Raw genomic sequence first — 16986 nt, forward strand, 5'->3', positions numbered from 1 at the left:
CGACCAGTCGGAAGGTGGCAGAACTGTGCAGTGGACGAACTCAAGCGAACAGACCGTGTACGAGAATCGCTGGTTCCGGGTCAATTTGGCGGACGTCGTACTTCCTGACGGCCGGCATCTTGACCACTTCCTCATCCGGCTCCGTGCCGTCGCCGCGGCGACCGTCGTCAACGAGGCCAACGAGGTCCTGCTGCTGTGGCGGCACCGGTTCATCACCGACAGCTGGGGCTGGGAACTCGCCGCGGGCGTGGTCGAGGACGGTGAGGACATCGCCGCCGCGGCGGCGCGGGAGATGGAGGAGGAGACCGGCTGGCGCCCCGGCGAGCTGCGCCCGCTGATGACCGTGGAACCGGCCAACGGCCTCGTCGACGCCCGGCACCACCTCTTCTGGTCCCGGGAGGCGACCTACACCGGCCATCCGGCGGACGACTTCGAGTCCTCGCGCCGGGAGTGGGTCCCGCTCGAACTCGTCCCGGACATGGTGGCGCGCGGTGAGATCCCGGCGGCCAACATGGCGGCCGGGCTGCTGATGCTCCATCACATGCAGCTCGGCTGAGCGTCCATGCCGGTGCGGCGGGCTGCCCGGGACCTCCGTGCAGCCCGCCGCACCGGCTGAGGTGGGTCACTCGTAGGGGTAGAAGCCCGAAGGACCTTGACCGGCCTTGACCGGCCTTGACCGGCCTTGACCGGCCTTGACCGGCCTTGACCGGCCTTGACCCCGCATCCCGGACACAGGCAGGAAGCGCCGCTGCACGGACTGATCGAGCAGGGCGCCGCCGACGGAATCCTGACGGAACGGCGGGTGGAATCTCGACTACGGGCGCAAGATCAGCAATCGGCTGGCACACAGCCAGACCACGCACGCGGTGATGCCGCCGACCATGGCAGTGCCGACGGTGACCACCTTGTTCGCGATCGTCACCGAGCTCTCCACCGACCCCGTCCGATGTGATCTCCGTCCGGGAAGCCTGCGGCGTCGGCGTCCCCGACGAGACGTGGGGCGAGGCGGTCAGGGCCGTAGGCCTACCGGGCCCCGGTAGCGCCGGCGTCACCGCCGACGAACTGACCGCCTTCCGCGCCGAGTGCCTCGACCGCTTCAAGAAGCCCCGCGCCGTCGATTTCGTGAGCGCACTTCCCCACACCGAAACGGCGCACTCGACCACATCGGGGGGAGCGCGAACGGCGCATTGTGTGTCTCGCGGCTGCTTTTCCCTGCATAAGTGCGCCACGGCGTACGCGGAGGCGTCTTTCGGTGGTATTCGGCCGCGCCCACACGTAAATTACTCATACTATTTAGCTCACATTGACGACAGTGGGCTTTCCCTATTCCGTTCGTGAGGTAATGCCGTTTCAATGGTCTCGGGCAACGGTCGGTCGGTGCGTCGCTCTGGGTTATGTGGGGCGCCCGGTGGATGAAGCCGGGGAAATCGAAACGAAGTGAGGGCTGGCGTGGCGGGGGTCTCGGTCCTGTGTTCGACCGGCGGTGTCGACCGGGCCTCCGCAGGCGTCCGGTGCATCAGCGGCCCCTGCCGCACGAGGGTGGCGGCACACGATGCGTCATCCCTCGACCTGGGCAGACGGTGCTTCTTCCTCTCCGGTTCTCTTCTGGGTCACAGCGTGTGTGGGGGTGTCATGTATGGACAGGTGCGATCGATTCGCCGACGGCGAAATTCCACCGGGTGTTCCGGGCGTTCCGCCGAGTGCTCGCTCGGGTGTTTATCCGCCACGCGGGAATCAGGCGGGCGGGAAACGGGCAGCTGGAAATGGCCGGGATGCTGTCCTCAGGGCGACCGCTTACCCCCTTCTTGTGCTGGCGGTGGTCACGGTCGGCGCGGCGGCCCTGTCGCTGCACTGGGATCCGGCATTGGTCAGTCCGCTTTTCCTGGTCGGAACGCTCGTTTATCTGGCCGTTCTGGAGCGGATGATTCCCTACGACCGGGAATGGCACCCCGGACGTGACGAGTGGCGCTGGTACGGCGTCTACTTCTGCCTCACCATGGCAGGCAGCGGGCTGGCCCAACTACTGGTCACCTCCGCAGTCGGCTGGATATCCCGCCCGGAGCCGGCCCGTCAGCTGTGGGCCGAGATCCCTGCCGCCCTGTTCCTCGGCTCGCTGGTCAGTTACCTGGTGCACCGGCTGAGCCACAGCAGCACCCTTCTGTGGCGGCTGCACGGTGTGCACCACGTCCCCCAGAAGGTCAACGTCGCCAACAACGGCGTCAATCACGTGCTGGACATCGTGCTGGCTCAGGGGCTCGTCCAGCTGGCCCTGGCCCTGGTCGGATTCTCCCGGTCGGCACTGTTGGTGGTGGGTCTGTTCGTCGCCGCCCAGGGCTACTTCGTGCACGCAAACATCGATGTGCGCATCGGACGGCTCAACCATCTGCTCGTCAGCCCCGAGCAGCACCGGCTGCACCACAGCACCGACCTGTCCGAAGCCGGTCACTACGGGTCGGATCTCTCCTGCTGGGACCACTTCTTCGGCAGCTTCACCTGGCATCCCGGCCGCGAACCCGCCTCGGTCGGACTCAGCGATTCCACGGCCTTCCCAGGTACCGGCGAGATCGTCGCCTCCCTTCTGCACCCCTGGCGGCGCAGGCCGGCCGTTCAGGAGCCGAACTGACCGGCGGACCGGCCGCTCTCCGGTCCGGCTCCGGTCGTACCCGGGCCTTCTGCCGCCGGGTCCGGCGGCCACCGCCCGGAAGCGGCCCGTCCTCGCCCGTACCCAGCATCCCGGCCTGAGGCCTCCCGCGGCCCGCACCTGCCGCGAACGCCCCCGGCGCCCCGCCAACGCACCGGCGCCTCGCCCATACCTGATGAGGAGTCCGACATGACCGACGCGCTCAACGACCCGTTAAGGAACAAGGTAGCCATCATCGGCATCGGATGCCGGATGCCGGGCGGGGCGTCGGACCATCGGTCGTTCTGGCGGAACCTGGCCGCCGGCAAGGACTGCATCACCCCCACCCCGCCCGACCGGTACGACGTCACCACGCTCGGCAGCCGGTTCCGGGACAAGCCCGGACGCCTCGTCGGAGGCCGGGGCGGATACATCGACGGCTTCGACGAATTCGATCCGGAATTCTTCGGCATCAGCCCACGCGAGGCCGACCATATGGACCCCCAACAGCGCAAGCTGCTGGAGGTCGCCTGGGAGGCGCTCGAGGACGGCGGTCAACGCCCGGCAGAGCTGGAGGGCAGCGATGTCGCCGTGTACGTGGGTGCGTTCACCCTGGACTACAAGATCCTCCAGTTCGCCGACCTGGACTTCACCTCGCTGGCCGCGCACACCGCGACGGGGACCATGATGACCATGGTGTCGAACCGCATCTCGCACTGCTTCGACTTCCGCGGGCCCAGCCTCTCGATCGACACCGCGTGCAGTTCCTCACTGGTCGCCGTGCACCTCGCGTGCCAGGAGCTGCTCAAAGGCGAGAGCCATCTCGCGCTGGCGGGCGGCACCCTGCTGCACATGGCCCCGCAGTACACCGTCGCCGAGACCAAGGGCGGCTTCCTGTCGCCCGAGGGCCGCTCCCGTACCTTCGACGCCTCCGCGGACGGCTACGTACGGGCCGAAGGTGTCGGTCTGGTCGCGCTGAAGCGGCTGGAGGACGCCGTGAGTGACGGCGACCCCATCCATGCGGTGATCATCGGCAGCGGGGTCAACCAGGACGGCCGCACCAACGGTATTACCGTGCCCAACCCCGATGCGCAGGTCTCCCTCATCCGGCGCGTCTGCGCCCAGGCGGGGATCACCCCCGGCCAGCTCCAGTACATGGAGGCCCACGGCACCTCGACGCCGGTCGGCGACCCCATCGAGGCCAACGCGCTGGCCCGCGCCCTGGCCGTCGGACGGTCACCCGGGGCCCGCTGCTACGTGGGCTCGGTGAAGACCAACATCGGCCACACCGAGTCCGCCGCCGGAATCGCCGGGCTGATCAAGACGGCCCTGAGCATCGAACACCGTTTCATCCCACCCCACATCAACCTGGAACAGCTCAACCCGGCCATCGACGCGGCCGCGCTGCCGTACGAGATCCCCGCACGGCTCACCCCGTGGCCCGACCACGACGGGCCCGCCCGCGCGGGGGTCAACTCTTTCGGGTTCGGCGGCACCAACGCCCACGTCCTGCTGGAGGAAGCACCACCTCGCCCACTACCCACGGACAGCGGCGGCGTGCCGGCCGCCGCCCGGGGCGGCGAGCGCCGCTGGAGCATCCTGCCGCTCAGCGCCCGACACGCGGAAGCCCTCCTGGAAAGGGCGGACGGCATCCGGGACGAGCTCGCAGGCGCTGCGGACCGCCCCGCGGTGGCACTCCCCGACCTCGGCCACACCCTGGCCCACCGCCGCCAGCACCTCCCCGAGCGACTCTCCGTGGTCTACTCCTCGCGTTCCTCACTCGACGAGGCCCTGGCCGCGTACGGCCGGGGAGAGCCCCACCCCCGGGTCGTCCAGGACCGGCTGCGGGCCGCCGACGAACGCCGGCTGGTCTGGGTCTTCACCGGGATGGGCCCCCAGTGGTGGGGTATGGGCCGCCAGCTCCTGCACGAGGACGAGGCGTTCCGCGAGACCGTCACCCGGTGCGACCGCGTTCTCCAGGACATCACCGGCTGGTCCCTCCTCACTGAGATGTCCGCCGGTGAGGCCACCTCACGGATGGGTGAGACCTGGCTCGCCCAGCCCGCGAACTTCGCGCTGCAGATCGGTCTGTCGGCCATGTGGCGGGAGTACGGCGTGGTCCCCGACGCCGTGGTCGGACACAGCACCGGGGAAGTCGCCGCCTTCTACGAGGCGGGCGTCTACAGCATGGAGGACGCCGTCCGGATCGTGGCTCACCGGAGTCGGCTCCAGAACACCTTGGCCGGGACGGGCACCATGCTCGCGGTGAGCCTCACGGAGGACGAGGCTGAACGCCGCGTACGCCCTTACCAGGACCGGGTGTCGGTCGCCGCCGTCAACAGCCCCACCTCGATCACGCTCGCGGGTGAGAAGGAGGCGCTGACCCTGCTGGCCGAAGAGCTGCGGGCCGAGCAGCACTTCGTCAAGTTCCTCGCGGTGCGGGTCCCCTACCACAGTGTGCAGATGGAGCGCATCAAGGACGAACTGCTCATCTCCCTCCATGATCTGACGCCACGGCAGGCTCAGATTCCGCTCTACCTGACGGGCCAGGAGGGAGTAGCGGACGGGCGTGAGCTCGACGCCGTGTACTGGTGGCGCAACGTACGTGACCGGGTGCGGTTCCGGGCGGCGGTCGACCGACTGGCGGACGACGGGCACCAGGTCTTCCTGGAGATCGGCCCCCACCCGGTGCTGGGGCACTCGATCCGGGAATGCCTCGGCGCACGGGACGCGAGCGGCCTGGCCCTCGCCTCGATCCGCCGCCAGGAGGACGAGAACGAACGGTTTGCCGTCTCGTTGGCCTCACTCCACAACCTGGGAACCGGCGTCGACTGGACCATGCTCCAGCCCGGAGGCCGTCCGGTCGCCCTGCCGCGCTACCCCTTCCGGCGCGACCGTCACTGGACGGAGCCCTCTCCCGTCGCGCAGGTCAGGCTGGGTGAGCTCGACCATCCGCTGCTCGGCCGCCGTACCGACCACACCGAGCCGGCCTGGCAGACCAGGCTGGACACCGAGAGGCTGCCCTACCTCGCCGACCACCGCATCCAGGACACCGTGGTGTTCCCCGCCGCCGGATACCTGGAAATGGCCGCCCAGGCCGTGCTGAGGATCACCGGCGGAAGTCGGGTCGTCCTCGCCGACATCGAACTGCGTAAGGCCCTCTTCCTGCCCGAGGGGGAGGACAGGGCGGTGCGGCTGTCTCTCTCCTTGGAGGACGCAGCCTTCGCCGTCGCCTCCGCGGCGGGGGCCGAAGACGAGCCCGCCGTGCACGTCAGCGGAGTGGTCCGCATCGGGCAGCACCGCCCCCTCGCCCGGCCGCTCGACGCCGAAGCGATCCGCGCGCGCACCACCCGGCACCTGGACGGACCTGCCTGCTACATCGCGCTGGCCGCCCTCGGATACCAGTACGGCCCCGCGTTCCAGGCCATCGAAGAGGTGTGGGTCGGCCCCACCGAGGTACTCGCGCGGATCAGGCCGCCCCAGGCGATCGGCGACGACGCCGCCCGCCACCATCTGCACCCGGCCCTGCTCGACGCCTGCTTCCAGTCCCTCCTGACCCCGCAGCTCCTGGAAGACCGGGCGGGGTCAGGTACCGGCATCAGACTGCCGCTCTCGCTCGACGAGGTCGCGTTGGAACCGATCGGTGACCAGCCCTTCTGGGCGCATGCCACCGTCTTGCGAGGCGACGGGGGCACCACGCCCCACAACACGGTCACCGAGGACACCACGCTCGGGGACATCGCCCTGTACGCCGACGACGGCACCCCACTGGGCGGCATCCTTGGATTCCGGGCCACCGACGTGGAGAAGGCCGCGACCGCGGTGACCCGGACCACCATCGACTCCTGGCTGGCCGAGACGGTGTGGACCGACAGCCCCGCCCCGGCCGCCATGGACGGCGGCGACACGGCCGCAGCCGCCCGGGAGCACGGCTGGCTGGTCCTCGCGGACGGCCAGGGCGTCGCCGACGCCTTCGCCGCCCTCGCGGCGGCCCGCGGCGAACGCTGCCATCTGGTACATCCCGGCGGCGCGTACGCCAGGGCCGGGGACACCCACACCGTGGACCCAGGCTCCGAGGCCGACCTGCGGCGCGTCCTGACCGACCTCGACCGCGCAGCGGGCCGACCCTTCCGAGGGGTGGTCATGCACCTGTGGAACCTTGACCGGCCACTCCTCGCGCGCTGCGGCCCGGACGCCCTCACCGCTCACACCGGGCCGGGCAGTTACGCCCTTACCGTCCTCGCCCGGATCCTGCTCTCCCGGGAGACCGGCGGCGCCCTGCACATCGTGACCCGCGGCGCCCAGGCCGTCCTGCCCGGGGAGGACGTCGAACCCCTCGGAGCACCCGCCTGGGGCGTCGGCCGCGTGCTGCGTCACCAGGAACTTCTGGGGCACCCGGGCAAACTGATCGACCTCGACCCACGACAGGCGCCGGGGCCGGACGGCGCCCGCGCCGACGCCGAGACCCTCCTGTTCGAGGCACTGACCGACGACGAGGAGGAGATCGCCCTGCGGGGCGCCGACCGGCGCACCAGCCGACTGCGCCCCGCCCAGGGCCTGACCCGCCCCCTGCCGCTGCGGCTCCGGACCGACGGAAGCTATCTGGTGACCGGCGCCTTCGGCGCGCTCGGCCGTCTGCTGTGCCGCACCCTCGTCCGGCGCGGCGCCCGCAGACTCGTCCTGGTGGGACGTACCCCCGTCCCGGCCCGCGAGAAGTGGACCGTCACCGACCCGGCCGCCGCCGAGGGCCGGGCCGTATCCCTGGTCAGGGAACTGGAGACGCTGGGGGTCCACGTCGTCCTGGCGCCGCTCGACATCACCGACGAGGACGCCCTGACCGGCTGGCTCGACGCCTACCGCCGCACCGGACCGCCGCCCCTGCGCGGAGTGTTCCACCTGGCCGGCCAGGTCCGTGACACCCTGGTCACCGATCTGGACCGGGCCACCTTCGACGCCGTCCATGACCCCAAGACGATCGGCGCCTACCTCCTGCACCGGCATCTGCGGGACGAACCCCTCGACCACTTCGTCCTGTTCGCCTCGATCGCCTCCCTGCTCACCACGGCCGGCCAGACGAACTATGCGGCGGGTAACGCGTTCCTGGACGCGCTCGCCCACCACCGCCGTGCCCGGGGGCTGCCCGCGCTGAGCCTGGACTGGGGTCCCTGGGCCACCGGAATGATCGAGGAACTCGGACTCGTCGACCACTATCTGCACAGCCGAGGCATGAGCTCCATGGCCCCCGAAGCGGGGATGAACGTCCTGGAGCGCGTCATCGGGCAGAACCACGCGCAACTCGTCGTGGCCACCGTCGTGGACTGGCCCGTCTTCCTGGCCTGGTACCCGGCCCCGCCGTCCTTGGTCCTCGAACTGGCCGCCGGGACCGAGTCCTCGGCGGCCGGCGGATCGGGCAACGCCTTCCTCGAAGTCTTCGCAGGCTCGGACGACGCCGGCCGCCGCGCCCTGGCGACCGAGCGGTTTGCCGCGCTGTCCGCCGCCGTACTCCGGACCGGCACGGACCGCATCGACCCGGCCACCGGCCTCGGTGGCCTCGGGCTCGACTCGCTCCTCGCGATGGAACTGCGCGCGCGGATCCACGCGGAACTCGGCGTGGCCATGCCCGTGGTCGCCCTGTTGAGCGGCACCCCCGCGGGGGAACTGGCCGCACAGCTTCACGACGGCCTGGTCGCTCTGGCCGCCGCCGGCGGCGGGACGGGCGGCACGGCCCGGGCCGTCGAGGTGCACCACGACGAGCGGCAGTACCCGCTGACCCAGAACCAGAAGGCGCTGTGGTTCCTGAAGCACCTCAACCCGGACGGCTACGCCTACAACATCGGCGGAGCCGTCGAGGTGGAGGTCCCCCTCGAACCGGACCTGATGTTCGAGGCCGTACGCAGACTCATCGACAGGCACCCGGCCCTGCGTACCAACTTCTTCCTGGCGGACGGCCACGCCGTCCAGCGCGTCTCCCCGGACGTGGAAGCCGACCTCGCCCTCTTCGACGTCCAGGACCAGGACTGGCGGAGCATCCACCAAACGATCGTCGCCGAGTACCGCAAGCCCTACGACCTCGCCCACGACCCGCTGGTGCGCTTCCGCCTCTTCAAGCGTGGGCCGGACCGTTGGATCATCATGAAGGCCGTCCACCACATCGTCTCGGACGCGATATCCACGTTCACCTTCATCGAGGAACTCTTCGAGGTGTACGAGGCGCTGCGGCAGGGGCGCGAATCGCAGCTCCCGCCGGTGGCGGCGCGCTACCTGGACTTCCTCAACCAGCAGAACGAATTCCTCGCCGGAGCTGACGCGGCGCGGATGCTGGACTACTGGCGAGGCCACCTGCCGGCCCAGGTGCCGCTCCTGGACCTGCCCACCGACAAGCCCCGCCCGGCCGTCCAGACCCACAACGGCGCCTCCGCGTTCTTCGAGCTCGACACTGCACTCAGCGCGCGGGTCCACGCACTGGCCCAGGTCCACCAGGTCACCCCGTTCGTGGTGCTGCTGAGTGCCTACTACCTCCTGCTGCACCGCTACTCCGGTCAGGACCACATTGTCGTGGGCAGTCCGGTGACCGGGCGCACCCGGCAGGACTTCGGATCCGTCTACGGGTACTTCGTCAACCCGCTGCCGCTGCACGCCGACCTCACCACGGAGCCGACCGTCGCCGAACTGCTGCAACAGGTCCGTACGACCGTGCTCGGCGGCCTGGACAACCAGGAGTACCCCTTCGTCCTCCTGGTCGAGGAGCTCGGCCTCCAGCACGACCCCAGCCGCTCAGCGGTGTTCCAGGCGATGTTCATCCTGCTCACCCACAAGGTCGCCACCGAGCAGTACGGCTACCGTCTGAAATACATCGAACTTCCCGAGGAGGAAGGACAGTTCGACCTGACGCTGTCTGCCTACGAGGACGAGGCCGAGCACCGGTTCCACTGTGTGTTCAAGTACAACACCGACCTCTTCCTGCCGGAGACCGTCCGGCGTATGGCCTCCCACTACACCGGGCTGCTCGACGGGATGACCCGGGCCCCTGGAGGAACGGCGGCGTCCCGGCTGGGCATGCTCGGCGACGACGAACGCGCGCGGCTGCTCAGTGAGTGGAGCCGCCCCGCCTCCGCGCTCACCTGCGCCCCGGTCGCCGCCGCAGGCTTCCCGGACGGGCCCGGTACCGACCGGCGCGCAGGCGCCGTGGGGTCGGCACTCCTGCCGGTCCATGTGCGGATCAGCCGGGTCGCCGCCGCACGGCCCGACGCGGTGGCCGTCACGGCGCCGTACCCGAGCGGCGGCGCACGCAGGATGACCTATGCCGAGCTGGAACGCCGGGCCACCGAGTGCGCCCGACGGCTGAGGGCTCTGGGGCTCACCACAGGCACCGTCGTGGCCGTGCGCATGGAGAAGACTCCGGACTTGGTCGTCACCCTGCTCGCCGTGCTCAAGGCGGGCGGCGCCTACCTGCCCGTCCAGCCCGAGCAGCCCGCCGACCGGCTCGCGCAACTCCTTCAAGCCGCCGGCGCCGCACTCCTCGTCTCCGGCACCGGCCTGCCGGGAAGCACCGCCGCACCTGCCGTCCGGACGGTCACACCGGAGGAGCTTGGCGTGACGGGCTCCCACACGGACGGCCTTCCGGTGGGCACCCCCCTGATGGACAAGGAAGCGGTGGACCCAGACGCTCCCGCCTACGTCATCACCACCTCGGGATCCACCGGACGCCCCAAGGCGGTCCGGGTGTCCCACGCCAACCTGGCATCGGCCTACGCCTCCTGGCAGGAGGTCTACCGCCTGGAACAGGACATCCGGGTCCACCTCCAGATGGCCCAACCGGCGTTCGACGTGTTCACCGGTGATCTGGTCCGTGCCCTGTGCTCCGGCGGCAATCTCGTGCTGGCCGACCGTGACCTCCTCTTCGACACGCCGAGGCTCTACCGGACGATGCGTCAGGAGCGTGTCGACTGTGCCGAATTCGTCCCGGCGGTGGTGCGTGGCCTGATGGACCACTGCACCCGGGAAGGGCTGCGGCTGGACTTCCTGCGCCTACTGGTCGTCGGGTCCGACGCCTGGAACGTGGGGGAGTACCGGCGACTGGGCGAGCTGGTCGGACCCGCCACCCGGCTCGTCAACTCCTACGGTCTGACCGAGGCGACCGTCGACAGCGCGTACTTCGAGGGGCCCACCGATGACCTGGAACCCGGCCGGATGGTCCCGATCGGCCGCCCGATGCCCAACAGCACCCTGCACATCCTGGACACTCATGGCGAACCCGTCCCGCCGGGAGTCCCCGGCGAACTGTGGATCGGCGGTGACGGTGTGGCGCTCGGGTACGCCGGAGACCCGGAACGGACCCGGCACCGCTTCGTCACCAGGACCCTGAGCCGCGAGCCCGGGGCCAGGCCGGAGCGGCTCTACCGGACCGGCGACCTCGCGCGCTGGGACGCCCAGGGCCGGGTGCACCTGCTGGGCCGCACCGACGGCCAGGTGAAGCTGCGCGGTCACCGGGTCGAGACCGGCGAAGTCGAAGCGCAGCTGGAGCGTTGGCCCGCGCTCGACCGGGCCGTGGTCACAGTCCGCACCGACAGCCGGGGCGAGGCCGCGCTCTGCGCCTACTGCGTGCCGGCGGCGGGAGCCACCCTGGACCCGCGCGCCCTGCGTCGCCACCTCGTCGGCTCCCTGCCCTCATACATGATCCCGGCGCACTTCGTCCCCGTGCCCGCACTGCCGTTGACAGCCAACGGCAAGGTCGACCTCGCCGCGCTCCCCGCGCCGCAGGCCAAGACGGGGCAGCGGCCCCACGAAGCGCCGGTGACGCCCTACGAGTCGAGTGTCGCCCGGCACTGGCAGACCCTGCTCGGCATCGGACAGGTGGGTTTGGAGGACGACTTCTTCGAACTCGGTGGCAGCTCTATCAAGTTGATCGAGCTCCTCCACCACCTGCGCACCGAATTCGGCGTCACCGTACCTGTCAGCCGGCTGTACCGCACCACCACCCTGCACGGAATGGCCGCGGCAGTGGAAGACGTCCTGCACGGCGCGGAGGCCGAGGAGCTCCCCTTCCTCGCCTTCAACGACGGACAGGCGCAGCTCCTCTTCGCGTTTCCGCCGGCCGGTGGCCACGGACTCGTCTACCGCGGTCTCGCCGAACACCTCCCCGAGTACACCGTCATCGGCTTCAACTACCTCCCCGGCGACGACAAGGTGGCCCGGTACGCCGACCTCGTCGAGTCTGTCCAGACCGCCGGCGCTTGCCTGCTCCTCGGATACTCCCTCGGCGGCAACCTCGCCTTCGAGACAGCCAAGGAACTCGAACGCCGAGGTCGGCAGGTCGCCCACGTCATCATCCTGGACTCCCGCCGCATCCTCGACACCTACGAACCCGGGGAGGAGGGTATCCAGGCCTTCGAGGCGGAGCTCTCGGAACACCTGCGCAAACACACCGGGTCCGAGGCCGTAGCCCGTGAGACGCTCGCCCACGCCGCGGAGTACCTGACCTTCTGCGGACGCACTCCCAACACCGGGAGGGTCGAGGCGGCCGTCAACGTCATCACCGACGAGGAGAAGGCGGCCCTGTACGCCCCCGGCGAGCAGGGCACCTGGCACGGCAGTTCCGTCGCCAACACGCTCGTACTGCGTGGCTCCGGCCGACACGCCGACATGCTCGACCCCAAGCACCTCGTCAGCAACGCCGGCCTGGTGCGCGCCATCCTGACCGGAGACGCGACCCATGAAGCCTGACACCACCTCCAGCAGCGCCGGTGCGGCCCCAGACCCCGGCCCCGACTGGACCAGCCCCCGCCGCCCGCCCGGCACCCCGCCCCGCGTCATCGTCATCGGCGCGGGCGTGGCCGGCCTCTCCACCGGCTGCTACGCCCAGATGAGCGGAGCCAGGACCAGGGTCTTCGAGAAACACGTACTGCCCGGCGGCTGCTGCACCGCCTGGTCGCGGGACGGCTACCTCTTCGACTACTGCATCGAGTGGCTGATCGGTACCGCCCCCGGCAACAACGCCCACCAGGTCTGGCGCGAACTCGGCGCGCTCGACGGCAAGACGGTGACCAACTTCGACGTGTTCAACAAGGTCGAGGACGAGGACGGGAGGGCGGTGCTGTTCTACAACGATCCGGACCGGCTGGAAGCCCACCTGCTGGAGATCTCACCGCTCGACGCGGCGCCCATCCGGGCGTTCACCCAGGACCTGCGGAGGTTCACCCGCATCGATCTGTACCCGTTCCTGACCGCGCCCCCGCTCCGTACCCTGCGGGAGAGGGCGGAGATGCTGCGGACAGTGCTGCCTGCCTTCCGACTGTTCTGGCGTACCGCCGCGACCCCGATGCACACCTTCGCGGACACCTTCCAGGACCCCCTGCTACGGCGGGCCTTCCGCAACATCTTCTTCCAGGACCCGGAAGGGTTCCCGCTCCTGCCGTACCTCTTCAACATGGCCGCCGCCCACCACCACAACGCCGGCTTCCCGCAGGGCGGATCGCTCGCTCTCGCCCGCTCCCTCGAAGAGCGCTACGAGAAGCTGGGCGGCACAGTCACCTACCGGGCGCGTGCCGAGAAGATCCTCGTTGAGGACGACCGCGCGGTCGGCGTCGAACTCCGCAACGGGAAGCGGTACTTCGCCGAGCACATCGTCTCGGCCTGCGACGGACTCACCACGCTCCAGGGTCTGCTTGACGGCCGCTACAGCAGCCCCCGCATCGACAAGCTCTACTCCGAGCTGCTGCACCGCCCCGGGACCCTGTTCCCCGCGGTCGTCTCCGTCTTCGTGGGCCTCCGCGGCTCCTTCGGCCCCGGGGAGGCACACAGCACCACCCACCTGCTGTCCGGCGAGGACGCCGCCCGGCTCCCAGGCGCGCTCCAGAACAGCCTGGTCGTGCAGGTGCGTTCCCGGTACTCCGATGGATTCGCACCCCCCGGCCACTCCGTCGTGCACTGCACCTACTTCAGCGACTTCGCGTACTGGAAGGAGCTGCGCACCCGCGACCGCAAGGAGTACCGCGCGCGAAAGCGGCAGGCCGCCGACTTCGTGAGTGCCTTCCTGGAACGCCGTACGCCGGGACTCGCCGAACGCACCGAGGTGGTCGAGGTCGCGACGCCTGCGACGACGCACCGGTACACGGGCAACCGCGACGGGTCGATCCTGGCGTGGAAGGCGTTCTCCGACGCCGACGACGTCGCCTCCCGCCTGGTCGGCAGGGACCGGATGCGGCTCCCCGGACTCAGCGGATTCTCCATGGCCGGACAGTGGGTCGGCATGGGCGGTCTGATCCGCGCCGCGTCCACCGGCCGCTTCGCCACCCAGTACCTCTGCCAGGAACTCGGCCTGACCTTCCGGGCGTGGGAGAGCGACGGTGCCGAGCCCTGGCATCCCGGGAAGCTCGGAGACCTGCCCCAGCTCGACCGATGGTCCGCACGGGAGGAATCCGGTTCATGAACCATCTCAAGCGCAGGACCGCACCCTCGGCGGAACGCCGCAGAGAGACGATGATCATCATCGGAGCCGGTCTCGGAGGCCTCTCCACCGGCTGCTACGCGCAGATGAACGGCTACCGGACCCGGATCCTGGAGATGCACGAGCTGCCCGGCGGCTGCTGCACCGCCTGGGACCGCGGCGACTTCACCCTGGACCCCTGTGTGAGCTGGCTCCTCGGCAGCGGTCCCGGCAACGAGATGCACCAGATCTGGCTCGAACTCGGCGCGCTCCAGGGAAAGGAGGTGCGCCACTTCGACGTGTTCAACATCGTCCGGGACCGGGACGGGAGGGCCGTCCACTTCTACTCCGACCCGGACCGGCTGGAGGAGCACCTGATCCAGATCTCGCCGGCCGACGCACGACTGGTGCGCAGGTTCTGCGCCCAGTTGCGCTCCTTCCGCAAGGCCCTCGCGGCCTACCCCTTCCTCAAACCGGTCGGCCTGATGAGCCGCACGGAACGCTGGCGGATGCTCGCCTCGTTCCTGCCGTACCTCAACACCGTGCGCGGCACGATCGGTGTCCTGATGGCCGACTACTCGGCCCGCTACGAAGACCCGCTGCTGCGCGAGGCCTTCAACTTCATCCTCTACGAAAAGCACCCGGCCTTCCCCGTGCTGCCCTTCCACTTCCAGCTCGCCTCGCACGCCAACCTCTCCGCGGGCGTCCCCGAGGGCGGCTCGCTCGGACTGTCCCGCTCCATCGAAAGCCGCTATCTGCGGCTCGGCGGCGAGGTCTCGTACAACACCAAGGTCGACACGATCCTCGTCGAGGACGACCGCGCGGTCGGAGTGCGGCTCAGTGACGGGCGCGAAGTGCGTGCCGACATCGTCGTCTCGGCCTGCGACGGGTACACCACCACGACGAAATTCCTCCAGGGCCGCTACCTCGACGACACCTACCGCCGTCTGTACACCCGGACCATCGACGAACCCGGCATGGTCTTTCCTGGCTACTTCACCCTCTTCCTCGGTCTCTCCCGCCCTTTTCCCGAGGGAGACCCGTGCACGACGTATCTGCTGGACGAGGCCACGGCCGCCGAGCTCACCGGTCTGCGCCACCCGAGTATCAACGTCCAGTTCCGCAGCCGTCACTACCCCGAGCTCTCCCCGGACGGCACCACCGTCGTCTACGTCACGTACTTCTGCGACATCGCTCCGTGGCGAGCCCTGGACGAGGGCCCGGAGCAGGTGACCCGGGTCCGCGGCGGGGAGGAACTGCACACCCTCCCCGTTCGTCACGGGCGCGGCTACTACGCGGCGAAACGACGGGCGCGCGAGGCTCTGGTGGACTACCTGGAACGCCGTTTCCCTGGTATCCGGGACGCGATCGTGGTCCGGGACGTCTCCAGTCCGCTCACCCAGGTCCGCTACACCGGCAACTACGACGGGACGGTCCTCGGCTGGCAGCCGTTCGTGGAGAGCGGGGAGACGCTGGAGGACCTCGTCAAGAAGCACGGCCCGGGACTGCCCGGCCTGCGGAACTTCTATCAGTCCGGGGTGTGGGCCACCACCGGTGGACTGATCCGGGCAGCGGCAGCCGGGCGCCACGCCATGCAGTTCGTCTGCCGCGACGACGGCAGGCCCTTCACCGCGTCGGTGGACCGCACCGCGCCCCCGCCGACTCACCGCGTCATCCCCGTACCGACCCGACCCGGTCCGCTCCTGCCGGCCGCCGCCCTCCGCGGAACCGGCGCAAGGGTACCGAACAGGACAGAGAGGACCGGCGACAGGCCATGAGGACGGAGAAGTGGGTGGTCCGTGAACACGCCGGCGGCGTACCCGATGTCCACCGGATCTACGAGAAGGTCGTCGAGGACCTCGATGTGGACCTGGCCCCCGACGAGATGCTGCTGCGTACCCTCTACATCTCGGTCGACCCCTACCTCCAGGGCATCGCCCTGGACACTCCGATCGGCGCGCACATGGGTGCCGACTCGATCATGGAGGTGATGGCGGCCGGACGGCGCGCCGCCCACCGGCCGGGCGACCTGGTCCAGGGGTTCGGCGGCTGGCGTACCCATCTCGTCAGCAACGGAGCGGCCGAGCTCTGGCAGACCGGGACCTTTCCCATGGTCTTCCCGGCCTACCGCCGTCTGGACCCGGACCACTACGACGACGCGCTGCCGCTGGCGACCGCGCTCAGTGTGATGGGCGGCCCAGGGATGACCGCTTGGGGGACCTTCACCAAGTACCTGACGATCGGCCCCGGGGACACCGTCGTGATCAGCGGTGCCTCGGGTCCGGTGGGCGCGCTCGTGGGCCAGCTGGCCTCCCTCGCCGGAGGCAGGGTCGTCGGCACCACCTCCTCCCCGGCAAAGGAGGCCTATCTGACCGGGCTCGGCTTCGACGCTGTCGTCACCTACCGGCACGGAGACCGCGCCGACACCGTGCGGAAGGCCCTCACCGAAGCAGCCCCCGACGGCGTCGACCGCTACTTCGACAACCTGGGCGGCGCGGTCACCGACGCTGTCTTCTCCATGCTCAACGTCGGTGCCCACGTAGCGGTGTGCTGGCAGTGGGCGACCCAGGTCGGCAACGAGGACAGAGGCCCGAGGCTCCTGCCGTACCTGATGTTCCCGCGGGCCACCGTCCGCGGGATCTTCTCACCCGAGTGGTTCACCGAAGACAACTGGGCATCACTGCACACCGAGTTGGGCGGCAGGATCCGACGCGGCGAGATCGTCTACGACCACACGATCCACCGCGGTTTCGACAGTGTCCCCGACGCCTACGCCGCCCTGTACCGCGACCGGGACACCAGCCGAGGCAAGGTGCTCGTCGAATTGTGACCGCCCCTGCACACCCAGCCCCACTCCGCGTACGCGCGCCGGCCCGCCCACGGACCAGGAGGCACAGTGACCACCACCGGCAAAACCTCGCCCGACCTCGCTCCGCACACC

At 69.8% G+C, this 16986-nt stretch carries 7 protein-coding genes; all 7 read left to right on the forward strand.

The window, feature by feature from the left end:
• Positions 1-25: 25 nt before the first annotated feature.
• Positions 26-556 carry an NUDIX hydrolase gene (locus tag ACWD04_RS24290; protein ID WP_451135201.1) on the forward strand — a complete coding sequence of 177 codons (531 nt, stop codon included), beginning with the start codon at positions 26-28 and terminating at the stop codon, positions 554-556.
• A gap of 392 nt (positions 557-948) precedes the next feature.
• Positions 949-1338, forward strand: coding sequence for an AMP-binding enzyme (locus tag ACWD04_RS24295; protein WP_451135203.1), 390 nt, complete (start codon positions 949-951; stop codon positions 1336-1338).
• 298 nt (positions 1339-1636) lie between these two features.
• Positions 1637-2623, forward strand: a complete 987-nt coding sequence (locus ACWD04_RS24300; RefSeq protein WP_451135205.1) for a sterol desaturase family protein — start codon at positions 1637-1639, stop codon at positions 2621-2623.
• Positions 2624-2830: 207 nt separating this feature from the next.
• Positions 2831-12343, forward strand: coding sequence for an amino acid adenylation domain-containing protein (locus ACWD04_RS24305; protein WP_451135207.1), 9513 nt, complete (start codon positions 2831-2833; stop codon positions 12341-12343).
• The gene (locus ACWD04_RS24310; RefSeq protein ID WP_451135209.1) at positions 12333-14048 is read left to right on the forward strand and encodes a phytoene desaturase family protein; all 1716 of its coding nucleotides are present in this window, start codon (positions 12333-12335) and stop codon (positions 14046-14048) included. Before ACWD04_RS24305 ends, ACWD04_RS24310 begins: the two co-directional genes overlap by 11 nt.
• Positions 14045-15823, forward strand: coding sequence for a phytoene desaturase family protein (locus ACWD04_RS24315; protein WP_451135211.1), 1779 nt, complete (start codon positions 14045-14047; stop codon positions 15821-15823). Before ACWD04_RS24310 ends, ACWD04_RS24315 begins: the two co-directional genes overlap by 4 nt.
• The gene (locus tag ACWD04_RS24320; protein WP_451135213.1) at positions 15820-16875 is read left to right on the forward strand and encodes an MDR family NADP-dependent oxidoreductase; all 1056 of its coding nucleotides are present in this window, start codon (positions 15820-15822) and stop codon (positions 16873-16875) included. The genes ACWD04_RS24315 and ACWD04_RS24320 overlap by 4 nt, the downstream gene beginning before the upstream one ends.
• Positions 16876-16986: the final 111 nt, after the last annotated feature.

Source organism: Streptomyces sp. NPDC002911 (genome assembly GCF_053591835.1).

Coding starts and splice junctions, on each gene's coding strand:
- ACWD04_RS24305 (WP_451135207.1), top strand. CDS start 2,831: ATGACCGACGCGCTCAACGACCCGTTAAGGAACAAGGTAGCCATCATC.
- ACWD04_RS24315 (WP_451135211.1), top strand. CDS start 14,045: ATGAACCATCTCAAGCGCAGGACCGCACCCTCGGCGGAACGCCGCAGA.
- ACWD04_RS24320 (WP_451135213.1), top strand. CDS start 15,820: ATGAGGACGGAGAAGTGGGTGGTCCGTGAACACGCCGGCGGCGTACCC.
- ACWD04_RS24310 (WP_451135209.1), top strand. CDS start 12,333: ATGAAGCCTGACACCACCTCCAGCAGCGCCGGTGCGGCCCCAGACCCC.
- ACWD04_RS24300 (WP_451135205.1), top strand. CDS start 1,637: ATGGACAGGTGCGATCGATTCGCCGACGGCGAAATTCCACCGGGTGTT.